17 protein-coding genes are annotated in these 13,949 nt (G+C 70.2%); 15 read left to right on the plus strand and 2 right to left on the minus strand.

Annotated elements, in window-relative coordinates:
• Positions 1-300 precede the first annotated feature (300 nt).
• The 14 genes from ACZ6Y1_RS35545 (at position 301) to ACZ6Y1_RS35610 (ending at position 12,364) form a co-directional block, all read left to right on the plus strand.
• Positions 301-639 (plus strand): hypothetical protein, encoded by a 339-nt coding sequence (locus ACZ6Y1_RS35545; RefSeq protein WP_469639921.1) that lies wholly within the window; start codon positions 301-303, stop codon positions 637-639.
• Positions 624-3,218 carry an ATP/GTP-binding protein gene (locus ACZ6Y1_RS35550; protein WP_469639923.1) on the plus strand — a complete coding sequence of 865 codons (2,595 nt, stop codon included), beginning with the start codon at positions 624-626 and terminating at the stop codon, positions 3,216-3,218. Before ACZ6Y1_RS35545 ends, ACZ6Y1_RS35550 begins: the two co-directional genes overlap by 16 nt.
• Positions 3,215-4,123: a replication-relaxation family protein gene (locus ACZ6Y1_RS35555; protein ID WP_469639925.1), complete on the plus strand. Its 909-nt coding sequence runs from the start codon at positions 3,215-3,217 to the stop codon at positions 4,121-4,123. Before ACZ6Y1_RS35550 ends, ACZ6Y1_RS35555 begins: the two co-directional genes overlap by 4 nt.
• Complete coding sequence (locus tag ACZ6Y1_RS35560) at positions 4,120-4,383, plus strand: hypothetical protein (protein ID WP_469639927.1); 264 nt, start codon at positions 4,120-4,122, stop codon at positions 4,381-4,383. The genes ACZ6Y1_RS35555 and ACZ6Y1_RS35560 overlap by 4 nt, the downstream gene beginning before the upstream one ends.
• A 538-nt stretch (positions 4,384-4,921) precedes the next feature.
• The gene (locus tag ACZ6Y1_RS35565; RefSeq protein ID WP_469639929.1) at positions 4,922-5,338 is read left to right on the plus strand and encodes a hypothetical protein; all 417 of its coding nucleotides are present in this window, start codon (positions 4,922-4,924) and stop codon (positions 5,336-5,338) included.
• Between the two features lie 296 nt (positions 5,339-5,634).
• The gene (locus ACZ6Y1_RS35570; RefSeq protein WP_469639931.1) at positions 5,635-6,204 is read left to right on the plus strand and encodes an ATP/GTP-binding protein; all 570 of its coding nucleotides are present in this window, start codon (positions 5,635-5,637) and stop codon (positions 6,202-6,204) included.
• Between the two features lie 50 nt (positions 6,205-6,254).
• A complete protein-coding gene (locus ACZ6Y1_RS35575; RefSeq protein WP_469639933.1) occupies positions 6,255-6,977 on the plus strand; it encodes an SAF domain-containing protein in 723 nt (240 codons plus the stop codon).
• Positions 6,977-7,786 carry a hypothetical protein gene (locus tag ACZ6Y1_RS35580; RefSeq protein ID WP_469639935.1) on the plus strand — a complete coding sequence of 270 codons (810 nt, stop codon included), beginning with the start codon at positions 6,977-6,979 and terminating at the stop codon, positions 7,784-7,786. Before ACZ6Y1_RS35575 ends, ACZ6Y1_RS35580 begins: the two co-directional genes overlap by 1 nt.
• 180 nt (positions 7,787-7,966) lie before the next feature.
• Positions 7,967-9,343: a CpaF family protein gene (locus tag ACZ6Y1_RS35585; RefSeq protein WP_469639937.1), complete on the plus strand. Its 1,377-nt coding sequence runs from the start codon at positions 7,967-7,969 to the stop codon at positions 9,341-9,343.
• Positions 9,340-10,269 carry a type II secretion system F family protein gene (locus tag ACZ6Y1_RS35590; protein WP_469639939.1) on the plus strand — a complete coding sequence of 310 codons (930 nt, stop codon included), beginning with the start codon at positions 9,340-9,342 and terminating at the stop codon, positions 10,267-10,269. The genes ACZ6Y1_RS35585 and ACZ6Y1_RS35590 overlap by 4 nt, the downstream gene beginning before the upstream one ends.
• Positions 10,266-11,147 (plus strand): type II secretion system F family protein, encoded by an 882-nt coding sequence (locus ACZ6Y1_RS35595; RefSeq protein ID WP_469639941.1) that lies wholly within the window; start codon positions 10,266-10,268, stop codon positions 11,145-11,147. The genes ACZ6Y1_RS35590 and ACZ6Y1_RS35595 overlap by 4 nt, the downstream gene beginning before the upstream one ends.
• A gap of 25 nt (positions 11,148-11,172) precedes the next feature.
• Positions 11,173-11,364 carry a hypothetical protein gene (locus ACZ6Y1_RS35600; protein ID WP_384584815.1) on the plus strand — a complete coding sequence of 64 codons (192 nt, stop codon included), beginning with the start codon at positions 11,173-11,175 and terminating at the stop codon, positions 11,362-11,364.
• Between the two features lie 38 nt (positions 11,365-11,402).
• Complete coding sequence (locus ACZ6Y1_RS35605; protein ID WP_469639944.1) at positions 11,403-11,852, plus strand: TadE/TadG family type IV pilus assembly protein; 450 nt, start codon at positions 11,403-11,405, stop codon at positions 11,850-11,852.
• Positions 11,849-12,364 carry a TadE/TadG family type IV pilus assembly protein gene (locus ACZ6Y1_RS35610; protein WP_469639946.1) on the plus strand — a complete coding sequence of 172 codons (516 nt, stop codon included), beginning with the start codon at positions 11,849-11,851 and terminating at the stop codon, positions 12,362-12,364. The genes ACZ6Y1_RS35605 and ACZ6Y1_RS35610 overlap by 4 nt, the downstream gene beginning before the upstream one ends.
• Before the next feature lie 20 nt (positions 12,365-12,384).
• Here the strand turns inward: ACZ6Y1_RS35610 and ACZ6Y1_RS35615 are convergent, their stop codons facing one another.
• Both ACZ6Y1_RS35615 and ACZ6Y1_RS35620 read right to left on the minus strand, forming a co-directional pair.
• Complete coding sequence (locus tag ACZ6Y1_RS35615) at positions 12,385-12,720, minus strand: hypothetical protein (protein ID WP_469639948.1); 336 nt, start codon at positions 12,718-12,720, stop codon at positions 12,385-12,387.
• Between the two features lie 36 nt (positions 12,721-12,756).
• Positions 12,757-13,290 carry a DUF4262 domain-containing protein gene (locus tag ACZ6Y1_RS35620; RefSeq protein ID WP_469639950.1) on the minus strand — a complete coding sequence of 178 codons (534 nt, stop codon included), beginning with the start codon at positions 13,288-13,290 and terminating at the stop codon, positions 12,757-12,759.
• A 134-nt stretch (positions 13,291-13,424) separates the two neighbouring features.
• Here ACZ6Y1_RS35620 and ACZ6Y1_RS35625 point away from each other — a divergent pair, with 134 nt between their 5' ends.
• The gene (locus ACZ6Y1_RS35625; protein ID WP_469639952.1) at positions 13,425-13,919 is read left to right on the plus strand and encodes a pilus assembly protein TadG-related protein; all 495 of its coding nucleotides are present in this window, start codon (positions 13,425-13,427) and stop codon (positions 13,917-13,919) included.
• Positions 13,920-13,949: the final 30 nt, after the last annotated feature.

Genomic DNA, 13,949 nt, shown 5'->3' on the forward strand with positions numbered 1-13,949 from the left:
CGGCTATTGGTCGCAGCAGTGCTACTGGCCTGTGCCGGAGCCGCCCTCATCCATGCCGGCCTGGGCCCGCGCGCCGAGGCCCCGACGCCGCGAGGTCAGACCCAGGCCGCAGTGCGGTCCGCTGCCGCGCCGTCGGCACCCATGGCCTCCGAAGCCGCTGGGGATGCTTCTGCCAGCAGCGCCGAGCCGCTCCGCGGCCCAGCGACGGCATCCGCGACGTCTGCGGCCGGGGCGCCCTCCGCGCTCTTGTCTCCGGCACCGTCATCGCCGCCAACGGCAAGGCTGGCACCTGGGGCCGCGATGCCTTCTGGGCGTGGGGAGTTGCCGCCGCCGGGATCCGGCGAGGCCGCGGACCCGATCATCCAGCAGGTCATGGACGCCGCCTCCCCAGCCGATCTACCGGCCGCCGACGAGGCGCTGTTGCTGCGCGCAGGGCGTACGGCGTGGCTGGCGGAGACCGGCCGGTACACGCAGGTACGCATCCAGGCCGCAACCGCCCGCCGTGAAGGCGAAGGCGGGCGTGGGGCGGTGGTGCGGCTGGTGCGGGCCGGCGCCGACCCGGCCGGAACCTACCTGGACGGCCGCCCGGCCGCCGTCCACTTCACCCGAAACGGAGACGGAACATGGACCCGAACCTGACCCTCGCCGCAGGTGCCGCCGACACCGCGACCGGCGTCGTGACCGGCCTGTGGGCCGCGGGGACGTGGGTGCTCGCCCACGTGGGGTGGCTGGCCCTGGCCGCCGGGTTGCTTCTGGGCGGCTGGGAGATCCTGCAGCAACGGCTGGCCACGAAGGCGCTGGCCGAGCGCACCTTCGTGGAGTTGGTGCCGTCCTCGAGGTTCGCGCCCGGAGAGGAGGAGATCTGGCGGCAGGGAATGGGCCTGATCCGTGCCGCCGGTGCGGGACCGTGGTGGACTCCGCGGCGGGCCCGCACCCTGCGGGTTCGCCTGCGGGCCGACGGCAGCCGCCCCCTCGCCTACCGAATCGAAGCACCCGCCGCAGCCGGCGCCCTGCTCGCCAGATCGCCGTTCGGACCGCAGGTGACCGTCGCCGCGGCCGCGCCGGTCGCCGACAAGCAGCGCACCCACGTCGTGCGCGCCGTCCTCACGCTGAACGGGAAGCCGGGGGCGGCGCTGCGTCAGGTGCCGTTGGAGCCCGACCCGCTCCAGCCCCTCGTCGATGCCGTCGCGGGGATCCGCGCCGAGCTCGGTGACCTCGCCGAGGTGTGCGTCGACCTCTCCCCCGCCCCCCGCTGGCATGTGGCGCTGCGCCGCCAGCAGATCCTGCGGCAGCAGCGGGCCAAAGCCCGGCGCGAGGCCGCACGTGAAGCACGGGCGCTGGATGCCGAGATCGCCAACAACATCTCTCTGTCCCTGCGCGGGCTGCTCGACCCCGCGCAGTGGCAGGGCCGCGGGCGGATGGTGATGCCGCCGCGTCCGCAGCACGTCAGCCCGGAGCAAGCTGTGGGCAATCTGGCCGAGGGCGCGGGCCTGATGCGCGTGCAGGTCCTGGTCCGCTGCGCCTCCAACCGCGAGGGCCGCGCTGAACAGCTCCTCGCCTTGGTCAACGCGTCGATGGATGTGTATGCGGGTGCTTCCCGGCTCGCCTGGCAGGGCTGGTCGCTCGGGCCGGTACGGGTCGGGCCGGACGCATGGCCGTGGCAGCGCCGCTTCGACCAGCAGTGGACGCACGCGCTGATGCGGCCCGCGCGCAGCGGGTGGGCACGGATCGAGGAACTCGCCGGTTTGCTGAAGCCGCCGACAGCGACCGCCCGGGTTCCGGTGTTGGAGAGCGAGATGCCGACCTATGTGCCGGATGCGGATCTGCTGCCGCAGGGCTGGTACCAGGCGCCGGATGGGAGGGAGCGGCTGCTGGCCACCCACGAGGACGACACCCTCTTCGAAGTCCAGTCCGGGAAAGCCGGCTGGGGCAAGACCATGCGCGCCCAGGTCCATGCCGTCGCGAGCGCCCACAACGGGCGGGGGCTCGCCTTTGTGGACCCTCACGGCGACTCCTTCACCGACGTCGCCCGCTACCTCGCCCACGACGACATCATGAACAGGATCACCCTGTTCGACTTGACCGTGTCCGGGCCAGACGAGCTGCTGGGCTGTTGGAATCTCCTGGACATGGGCGGCGGGCAGCGCCCCTATGAGGTCGCGGCCGCAGTCGTCGACTCCTTCGCGACCGCCCTCGGGTGGGACGACATCGCAGCTCCCCGTGCGCTGACGATCCTGACCAAGGCCGTCGAGGCCCTGGTCGCCGTCAACTGCGCAGCCGTGGCCGCGGGTGAGCCGGAGGCGCAGGCCACCATCTTCCAGATCCGGCCGCTGCTGACCGTCCTCTCGTTCCGACATCTGGTGCTGCGGGCGTTGGATGACGAGGCGCGCCGGTGGTGGACGACGAGCTTCGCGGACCTGCCCAAGGACGGTCTGCTGACCGTCCTCAACCCGCTCGAGCGGCTCGCCGCGAACCCCGTCACCCGCGCGTTTTTGGGGTGCCCGGTGAGCGGGTACGACATGCGGCGGGCCATGGACGACTCCCACGTGGTGTGGATCTGCCCGCCGGGGACCGGGCCGACGGACCGGATGCTGGTCACGCTGATCGTGCGGGACTTCCTGCGGGCCGGACTGTCACGGCGTGACCTCCCCGAACACAAGCGCGCCCCGTTCCGGTTCTACCTGGACGAGCTGATCTCCCTCGACGCCGGGGCATCCACCGTGATCGCAGAGATCACCGAACAACTGCGGAAGTTCGGATGCCGCCTGCACGGAATGACCCAGCTCCTCCATCGTCTGAACCCCGCCACCCGGGCTGCCCTGCTGCAGAACGCCTCCTGCCTGTCCACCACCGCAGGCTCGGCCGAGGCAATCTCCCAGATCACCAGTCAGTGGCCCGGCACCGCTGTCGCCGCGGAAGATGTCGCCGCCCTGGACCGCTGGCAGCACTACGCCTCCTTCACCGTCGACGGCACCCGCATCGGCCCCCTCCGCGTGCGCGGGCCCGAACTCGATGAAGTCTTCGGCCCGCTCGCCCGCCCGCGCCTCACCGGCGCTCTGCAACAGGCCGCACTCGCCAACGCCGGCGCCCGGCCGCTGGCGGAGCTCACCAGCCTGGCCCTCTCCCAGGAAGAGAACGTCAGCGGCTTCCTCTCCTGCCTGACACCGCGCGCCACTGCCGGCCACCGCGCTACCGCAACCCAGGAGCACTTCGCATGACCATCACCGCCGTCCTCCAGCCCGACTCCAGCGACACCTACGCCCACCAGGCCCTGGCCCTGATCGCCCAGCACCGCCTGCTGGCCACCACCCAGCTCCACCAGATGCTCATGCCCCACACCCCACCCAAGAAGATCCACAAGATCCTCGTTCCCCTGCGTACGGATGGGTTGATCACCCACACCGTCCTCGGCGCCCGCAGCGGCCTCCAAGCCCACTTCCTGACCCCCGCCGGTCTCCAGGCCGTGGGCGACTGGCCCGAACTCCGCGGCCGCCACCTCGACCCGATCACCTCACCCACCGCGGCCGCGCTGCGTGCCGCGCACACCCTCACCGGTGTCCGCGCCCACCTCGCATTCCTCGCCGACGCCCGTCGCCGGGGAGACGAGTACCAGCCGCTGGACTGGACACCCGAGGTCACCCACCGCCTCCCCGACACCGGCGGCGAAGACCGCCTCGTCGCCGACGCCGTCCTGCACTACACCGCCACCACGTCCCGCCGGCGCCACTACCGGGCCTTCGTGGAAATCGACCGGACAACGATGAGCAGCGAGCGACTGTCCCGCAAGCTCATCACCTACGCCCGCCTCCACGACTACACCCCCCAGCAGGCCGGACGCCGCCAGACTGTCGCCGACCAGGCCTCCACCTACGCCTGGCAGCGTTTCTACCCGCGCTTCCCCCGTGTCCTGTTCATCCTCACCGGCGCCTCCCGCACCACCCTCACCAACCGCATCACCGACCTGCGCCGCATGACCGCCGACCACGAACTCGTCACCCGCTTCGCCGCCCACGTCCCCCTCGGCGCCGCCGTCCTCGAAGACCTCGAACAACACAGCCCCAGCGCCCCCGTCTGGACACCCCTCGCTGGCGACGCCGAACCCCGCGGATGGATGGACCTGTGAACAGCCACCACTCCCCGCAGCAAGGCCTGACGGCAGAGGAAGCCGCCGACTGGCGGGAATGCCAGGACGAGCACGACGACCTCATGGGCCAGCTCGCCGACCGCGAAGCCCTCATCGAGAACGGCCTGATCGACTCCTACGAGGAGTACGCCTTCACATGGGACCGCCCCTTCCGGACAGCACCGCGGCAGGACGGATCACAGCCGGTGGACCAGTCGCCCGGGCGCGGGGACACGTCCGTCGACCGTCCACCGTTCTGACTCGGTTTGCCGACCCTGCCAAGACTTGCCGATAGCAAAGAACACGCCACGTGTCTAAATTTCGCCCATGTGCGTGCACAGGACGGACGGCGGCTTGAGCCATCCACGATTCGGGATGACTCCAGCCTCACAGAAAGAGTATTGGCACATGGCTGACCGGCAATTATGGGCAAAGAGTGACGATGGATCACCTGTGCCCCAAGAACCCCATAGATCCTCAGGCGTTGACGTCGTAAGGTGCGCTGTACCACTCAGCGCTACGACACGAACACCGTTGCATCAGCGACGACGGGATCGTATGAGCGACGCCGAGCGCCGTCTGTCCGACGAGGTGACAACCGGGGGTACCCACGTGACAACCGCACACCAGCACCACACCCGCACCACCCGGCACCGCCGACTCCTCGCAGCCGCTATCACCACGGCCGTCGTAGTTGTCACAGCCGGCTGCTCGAAGGACACACAGGACGGCAAGGCGTCACCGCCTCCGCAGTCGGCACCCGCTCCTTCCTCCTCACCCAGCCCAACCACCAGCCCGGTGGACACCGACAAGGCAGCAGTGCAGACGGCCTACGACCGGTACTGGAGCGCCCTCTCAGCGGCCTACGCGCAGGCCGACTCTTCAGGAACCGAGCTGAAGAGCCTGTCCAGCGGTTCCGCGTACGCGCGGACCGAAAGCGGGCTCGCCAACCTCCGCGCATCGGGTCGTATCGTCACTGGCCAGGCACAGCATTCCGGCACGGAGATCACCTTCAAGGAAGGCACGAAGCTGAAGACCGCCCTGATCAGGGACTGCCTGGATATCTCGCGGTGGAAGCCTGTCGACAAGGCAACAGGCAAGGAGGTCGCACTTCCCTCGGAGCGGCTCGTTCGCTACGTCACAACGCTCACGGTTGAGCAGTGGCCCACTGGGTGGACGGTGATCGAGGAGCAGCAGCTGGACCAAGCATGCTGAGGGCGACGGTACGCAGCTTCTTACTGCTGGGCAGCTTCGTACTTGTCGGCGTCGGTGCGTCGGCGGTAAAGGCAGAGGAAGGACCTGGCGCAGGCAAGTGTGACGACCTGCGTTTCTGCGTTCACGTAGACCTTCCGGGAGGGCCGGGCAGGGGAGGGAACCCCGGCAAACCGGGAGACGGTGGGGGCGGGGGTGGCAGGACCACCATCCCAGCCAACTGCACTGTCCGGCTCCTCGAACCCCAACCGCCCGCCGGCAGCGCTCTGTGGGAGGGACACGAGCCCGGTGACGGCGCCGTGTACGTCAACCCGTGCCTGGGCCAAGGATCCGGCGGGAACGCCAACGGAGACATCGTCGGCCTGGCCTTCTGGTCACAGGCCCCGACCATCGACCCGGCCGTGCTCGCGCAGCGCGCCGTCGACTCCATGCTGCTTCGACCACCCGCGATTGGCATCACACCCAAGCCGGGAGGCACTGGACTGGTCGGCATGCCCGTCTATATGTGGACCGAGGTCGGGGCAGAAACGTACGGCCCGAACAGTGCGTCAGCTTCGGCGGGTGGCATCACCGTCACGGCCACCGCCAAGGTGTCGAAGATCGTGTGGGAAATGGGCGACGGTACGAGCGTCACGTGCACCACGCCGGGAACGCCCTATCGCGCCGAGTTCGGATCATCTCCATCACCAGACTGCGGCCACCAGTACCGGACTTCTTCGAGTAAGACCAGCTCCGGGAAGTACCACGTTACCGCCACGTCAACCTGGTCAATCAGCTGGACTGGCGGCGGTCAAAGCGGCCAGCTGACCGAGACCCGCACCAGCGCGGTCGACATCGCCGTGGGTGAACTCCAGGTCGTCGGCCAATAGCGCCAGCGCCCCGTTCTCCCCCTCTCCATACCTCTTTGGAGGCACTGCACGTGAGCACGACCACCACGCCCGTGCCGGGTCAGGCGTCGGTTCCACCGCCCGCCGGTCCGGCCTCCAGGCCCGCAGCTGCGCCGCGCGTTCTTCGGCAGCGGCGCCGGCGCCCGGGCCTAATCGCCCTGTCCGTTGCCCTGATCGCGGCCGGAGGCCTGTCCGGGGCGCTGCTGTTCACCGCGTCCGGGCAACGGACCGCTGTGCTGGTGGTGGCGCGGGATGTGCCGGTGGGTGCGGCGATCACGGAAGCGGATCTGGCACCTGCGTCGCTGGCTCTGGACCCGGCGGTCAAGGCGGTGGCGGTGGCGAAGAAGCCGGAGCTGGTCGGGCAGCGGGCCGCGGTTGCGTTGAAGGTGGGATCGCTGTTGTCTCCGGGTCAGGTGACGGCCGAGTCGCTCATCAAGGCGGGTGAGCAGCTGGTGGGTGTGGCGTTGAAGCCGTCGCAGCTGCCAGCGAGCCGTCTCGCTCCGGGGCAGAAGGTGCTGATCGTGGCGACGCCGGATCCCGCCCAGGCAGGCGGGGGTGGGAAGCCAGCGGATGCGGGAGCGGCGGGGGCTCCGAAGACGCAGTCGGCGACGGTGGTTGCCGTCGGCCAGCCGGCTCCGGCGACGGGGGTCGTGGTCGTTGACGTGGCGGTGCCCGCTGCCGATGGGCCGGGTCTGGCTGCGCGGGTGGCGACGGGTGCGGTCGCGTTGGTCCTCGCGCCGCAGGCAGGCAGCTGATGGCCGTCATCGCGCTGGCCGGAGGCCTCGGCGCGCCCGGGGTGACGACGTCGGCAATGGCGCTGCTGATGACATGGCCGCTGGCGGAAGGCCAGCGGGTGGTGCTGGCCGAGGCCGATCCGGACGGCGGCGCCATCCTGCCCGGCGCGCTGCAGGGCACGTTGGACAATTCGCGTGGGATGCGGAATCTCGCGGTGGCGGGGCGGCAGGGGCAGCTGGGTGAGGCGTTCTGGCGCCAGCTGGTCGATGTCACCGACGCGGGGACGCGGGACCGGCTGGTTCTGCCCGGTCTCTACGATCCGGCGCACGCCTCGGCGATGGAGCCAGTGTGGAAGCCGCTGGCCAAGATGTTCGCGGGCATCGAGGCACACCAACACGACGTCCTGGTAGACCTCGGCCGGCGTGGGGCGTTTGGTGCGTCTGCGGTGCTCGCGCAGCGGGCGGATGTGGTGCTGGTGGTGGCGCGTACGACGCTGCGCAGTCTGCAGAGCGCGCAGGTGCGGGTGACCGCTCTGCGTGAACTCCTGGGGCAGACGGTGGAGCTGGGTCTGCTGCTCGTCGACGAGGGCCCGTTCTCGAAGGAGGAGGTCCGCAAGACGTTGGGTGTGCCGGTGGTGGCGGTGCTGCCGTGGCGGGCGAAGGAGGCGCGGGTGCTGTCGGACGGGGCGGAGCAGCCGCGCAGGTTCGAGTCGAGTGAGCTGATGCGTTCGGCGCGGTCGGCAGCGGTGCGGGTGCAGGAGCTGGTGGCGATCCGTCGCTCCCGTCTCGCCCCGCCTCCTCCCGCACCGGCCGCCGTGGGACGGGGGTGACCGGTGCGCGCCAATCCCTTGCACCACGATCCTCGCGTGGCCCCGGTGACCGGCACACTGCAGTCCCGCCTAGCGGCCCCGCCGCAGGTGCCGGCGCCGCACCAGCCCGTCGGCGTCGGTGGGAGCACTCGCGCTGCTGCCGCCCACCCAGTCCCGGCCGCGGCGACTTCGGCGGCCGCGATGCCGGTGGACTATTCGGCGGTACGGCTGATCAAGAAGGAGGTCGGTGAGCGGCTGACCGATCTCCTGCGAGCCCGTCCGGGGATGAGCGTGGCTGCGCAGGAGCAGCAGGGCCGTCACCTGATCAACGAGCAGGTGGCGGTCTGGTCCGATGCCGAAGCCGTCAAGCGCGGTGCGGCCACCACCGCCGCCGAGGACGCGGCCATCGCCCAGGCCGTGTTCGACCTGCAGTTCCGGGCGGGCCGGCTTCAGCAGCACTTGGACAACGCGCTGGTGGAGAACATCTTCATCAACGGCTTTGAGGATGTGTGGCTGGACGTCACCGACGGCCGCCGCATTCGGGTGGCACCGGTCGCCGATTCGGACGATGAGCTGCGTGAGCTGCTGCGCGACCTCGCGCGGCGTACAACCGGGCAGAGTGAGAGAAGCTTGTCCACGGCCGATCCATTCCTCGCGCTGCGCTTGGCCGACGGCTCCCGCCTCCAGGCCGTCATCGACGTCACCCCCGGCACCTATGTGACGATCCGCCGGCACAGCATGCGTCACGCGGACCTTCCCGAGCTCGTCGGCCGCGGCATGCTCGACACCACCCTCGAGCAGTTCTTGCGGGCGTGCGTGCGCGCGGAGAAGAACGTCATGGTCGTCGGCGGGCAGGCCGCGGGGAAGACGACGCTGCTGCGCGCCCTGCTGCGGGAGATCGACCCCGACGAGCGGTTCGCCACGCTGGAGACCGAGTACGAGCTGTTCGCCCACGAGAACTCGTATCACCGGCAGGTCGTGCCGATGGAGGCACGCGAGTCCAACGGCGAGATGGTCGCCGGCCAGGCAGCGGGCGAGATCACGCTCATGGACCTCATGTACCGGGCGCTGCGGATGACGCTGACGCGGATCGTGGTGGGTGAGGTCCGAGGTCCTGAGATCGTGGCCATGCTCCAGGCCATGACCAACGGTGCCGGCGGCAACCTGTGCACGCTCCACGCCATCAGCCCGTCGGTGGTGTTCGACCGGATCGCCGAGCTGTATCTCCTGGCCCAGGCCAACATGTCCGAGGCCCTGGCGTACCGGCAGGCGGCGAACGGGTTGCACTTCATCGTGTTCGTCTCCTCGGTCGACGAGACGAAGATCGGCGGGCACCGGCACCGGTTCGTCTCGCACGTCCTGGAGGTCACCGGCATCGGTGAAGGCGGCCGCCCCGAGACGAACACGATCTTCGGGCCCAGGCCGGAGTGGGGCGAGCACCGGGCTGTGCCGCTCATGCACCCACGCTGCATGCCCGACCTGCGCCGCGCGGGGTTCGACGCCGCCCTGCTCAACGACCCGACTGGCGCATGGACCGCTCCCCTGCCGCTGCTGATCGACGAGGGGGCGGGGCTGTGACCACTCTGCTGTTGTGGGTACTGGCGGGCCTCGCGCTGGCGGGAGGTCTGGTCGGCCTTGTGGTCGGGGTTGCGGGGACGACGGCGCCGAAGGGGCCGACGCTCGCGGCCCGGCTGCGTGCCGGACGGCAGCTGGCCGGTCGGGATCAGCGGATGGCCCGCCGTACCCGCCTGGCCGCAGGCGCCCTGGCCGGGGTGCTGCTGTGGCTGGTGACCGGGGTGTTCGTCGCCGGAGCGCTGGTGTTCCTGGCGGTGGTGGGTGTGCCGTGGCTGCTGTCGCCGACGAAATCGGCGACAGCCCGGATCGGCAAGCTTGAGGCGCTCGGCGCCTGGACCCAGCGCCTGGCCAACATCCTGCGCCTCGGCCGCGGCCTGGACGAAGCCCTCCAGGTCTCCCGCAAGGGCTGCCCCGACGAGATCGCCGCCGAAGTCGGGGACCTCGCCGACCGCCTGCACGTCGGCTGGCGGCCGACCGACGCACTGCGCGAGTTCGGTGACGCGCTGGACGACGTCACCGCGGACAAGGTGGTCGCAGCCCTCGTCCTGTCGGCCGCCGACCGTGGGCCCGGCCTCGCCCAGGCCCTCGAGGACCTCGCGGAGTCGGTGCATGAGGAGGTGTCCCGCAGGCGGGCGATCGAGGCGGACCGGGCCAAGCCCCGCACAACGATGCGGTGGATGACCATCATCACCCTCGGTGTCGTCGGCGCGGGCTTCCTCATCCCCTCCTACACCGCCCCTTACGGGACGTTGATCGGGCAGTTGGTCCTTGCCGTCCTGGCCGCCGGGTTCATCGGCGTCCTCGCCCTGATGCGGCAGATCGCCGACACCAAGCCCGTGCCCCGCTTCCTGGTTTCCGACCCCCGCAGCGCCGTCACGCCCACGGTTCCCGTCGGCGCTGAGGGCGAGAGTGTGGAGGTGCCCGCGTGATTCCCGTCGCCGCCGTCCTGGCCGGTGCGTCGATCGGCGCCGGCACGGCCCTGCTCATCCGTGAGGTCCTGCGCCCCGCGCCCGCCCTCGGCCCGGCCCTGCGCCGCCTGAACGAACCCGCCCCGCTGCGCACGGAAGAAGAAGCCTTAGACCGGGATGAGCAGTGGGGCCGGTGGCTGGTCGAGCACCTCGCCGACGTGCCCGGCGTGCGGATCCCGCACAAGGACCTCGCCCTCACCGGCACCACCCCGGCCAAGTTCCTGCTGACGAAAGTGGCGCTGGCCGGCGGCGGGCTCCTTCTCCCGCCCCTGTCGACGATCCCGCTCCTGCTGCTCGGGGTGCCCCTCTACCTCCCAGCAGTCGTGGGTCTGCTGGCCGCAGTCCTGCTCTGGTTCACGCCCGATCTCGCGCTGCGGGACAAGGCCAAGCGGGCGCGGGCGGAGTTCGCGCACGCCATGGCCGCCTACCTCGACCTGGTCGCGCTGCGCCGGGCCGGGAACGTGTCCGCGGAGCAGGCGATGGAACAGGCCGCACAGACCGGCCAAGGGTGGGCGTTCGTCCGTATCCAAGGGGCGCTGGCCCGCTCCCGGGTCGACAAGGTCCCGCACTGGGAATCCCTCGCGCGGCTGACCGCCGAGCTGGACCTCCCGGTTCTGGACGACCTCGCCGCGATCATGCGGCAGTCCGCCGACGACGGCGCCTCCGTCTACACCACCCTGCGCGCCCGCGCGAAGAACCTCCGCACCGAACTCCTCGCCGCGCAGGCGGCGGAGGCGAACGCGGACAGCGAGAAGATGACCGCCCCCGGCGCGCTCCTCGCCGTCCTGGTGATGCTCCTCATCGCCTTCCCCGCCATCATCCGCATGCTCAACAGCTGATCCAAAAGACCCAAGGGAGACCGTCATGACGAAGTACGCGATCCGCATGTCCCAGTGGCTGAAGTCCCGCATCGAGGAAGGCGGCCACGACGACCGGGGCGACATCTCGATCACCACCATCATCATCTGGGTCGCAGCCGTCGCCGGCGCGATCGCGATCGCCGGGACCATCGGCTTGGTCATCACCCGCTACAACACCACCCTCTCCGGCATCTGACCAGCAAAACGAGAGCGGCACGGGGAAGGCAGGTACGGGTGGCCGACAAGGATGAGACCGCGGCAGGGAACGAGCCGCGCAGCGACGGGCGGGCACCCGGACCGCGCCGGTGGATGGGTGAGCGGGGGGAGGCGTCGATCCAGATGGCGATCGTGTTCCCGTTCGTCATCCTGGTCACGATCGCCGTGGTCCAGGCCGCGATGTGGGTCCACGCCCGCAACATCGCCCTGACCGCAGCCCGCGAAGGCGTCGCCGCCGCCCGTACCTACCAGTCCCCCGACAGCGCGGGCGCCGCCCGGGCCCGCGAGACCCTCGGCCGGATCGCCGGAGACAGCCTGCGCGGGCCCACCGTCTCGACCTCGGGCAGTACCCCCACCGACGTACGGGTCACCGTGACCGGCAGCGCCCCCTCGATGCTGCCGGGCCTGTCGGGACTGTCGGTGTCACAGTCCGCCTCGGCTCCACGGGAGAGGTGGACCACGCCATGACCCCGACCCGGCACACAGGTTGGGCGGAGCGGTTTCGGGACGACCGGGGCAGCGAGGCCATCGCCACCGCGATCGTCGTCCCTCTGCTGCTGATGCTGCTGTGCATGGCCATCGCCGGAGGCCGGATCGTCACCTCCGGCGCGAAAGTCGACGCCGCCGCCGAAGACGCCGCCCGCGCCGCATCCATCTCCCGCACCTACACCAGCGCCCAAGCCGAGGCCGCGGCCGCGGCCGCTCGCTCCCTGGCAGACCAGGGCATCCGGTGCGCGTCGACGTCGACGAGCATCGACTCCTCCGGACTGGCCGTCCCACTTGGCCAGGTCGGCACTGTCACCGTCACCATCTCCTGCACCGTGCCGCTCTCCGACCTGCTGCTGCCCGGCGTCCCCGGAAGCAAGACCATGACCAGCTCCTTCACCTCGGTGGTGGACGCCTACCGATCCAGAGCTCTTGGGTTCGCGAATTCTGAAGGGCAATGGAGTACGAACCGACGTAAGGAGGCCGTGCAGTGAGCGCGCGAGAGTGCTTGGGTTCACGCTCCTCGCGTCCCGCGGTTCCGGGATTCTGCTCGGCAGGCTGCTCGTGCTGCGAGCCAGATGGCCTCGAACTCGTCGAGGGCGAGGTCGTGCGGCTCGTGTCCGTCCCACTCCTGAAGGGGCACCTCGGCCGTGCCGCCGAACGTCGACTCGTAATCCGCGAGCGTTCCGGCCTGCTGAGCAGCGTTCCATTCGGCCAGAGAGGCTGCCGCGATCGGCTTTGCGTGGGGCCCTTGGAGTTCGACCTGGCGGGTTACCCAGCCGTCGGCGTCGACCTCGAAATAGAACCAGGTGTCTTCCTCGGTCCAGTAGCTGCGGAACCAGTGCCTCATGCCGTCATTGTCCGCGACGACGCCGTCGTCGCACGCTCAAAGGTCCTGCGTCCATACACCGGCGGGGTGTTCGTCGGGATGCAGGTGCAGTCGGGGCTGGCGGCTCAGGAGGTCTTCCCCGCCGGGTTGCCAGGGGAAAGCTCCGTTCCGGTTGGGCCAGACGACCTGGAGGACTGGGAACGGCGGCTTGCGGTAGTAGCTGATCGCGGTTCCGAAGAACGCCCTGTACCAGGAGTAGTCAATGGCTCTGAGCGCGACGGGGACGCTTGCGACGTCGTGTCGTTCCTGGTCGGCTTCCAAAGGCTGTCCTTCAACGGCTTGCTGGGCGAGGTCGTTGAGGATCGTCTGCATCAGGCGGACGTCCAGGCCGAACATTGCAACCCCGGGCATCCGGTGGCTGTGCCACAGGCCGATGGTGTATGCCCAGCCGGGTCCGTGATCATCGGCGGGAATCATCGTGACCTGCCAGCCGTGCTGCTCGATGACGTCGACCGCCGACTGGATACGGGCGCCCCGTTCGCTGACGTCCTGGCAGACGACGCAGTGGCAGGGGGCGTGACCGGTGGGCATAGCGGTGAGGCTACGGGAACGGTTCGACCTCAAGCTCGGCGGGATCGGTCAGACGGGGTGTTCGACGAGTCAGGTGTAGCGGAGGCTGACGTTGACGGACAGGCCGAACATGTTCCGACACGGGAGGGCTGACCATGCCCCAACCACTCGCCCCACAGCCCGACGAGCGACCCGACGAACAGCTTCGCCAACCGTCGGCGCGGCGGCGGGAGCGCCTGCGCGGAGATGACGGCGGGATCGCCGTGTACACCGCGATCTGCACCATCGCCCTGCTCGGCATCATCGGCCTGGCCATCGACGGCGGCGGAAAACTCCGCGCCACCGAGCGTGCGGACGCCGTCGCCATGGAGGCCGCCCGCGCAGCAGGGCAGGCCATCGACCCGGCAGCGGCGGTCACCGGCGATGGGGTGCGCGCGGATCCCGACGCAGCTCAGGCCGCCGCCTACGCCTACCTCGCACGGGCCGGGCACCAGGGCAGCGTCACCCTGTCCGCGGACCGCACCCAGCTGACCGTCACCGTCAACGGCGCCTACCCCACCAAATTCCTGTCGGTTGTGGGGATCGGCTCGATGAGCGTCAGCGGCCACGGATCGGCGCGCCTCCTCCACGGCGTCACCGCCCCCGAATAGACAACCCAGCCCCGGTAGGGAGAAGGACCA

This window comes from Streptomyces sp. NPDC053432 (genome assembly GCF_055585365.1).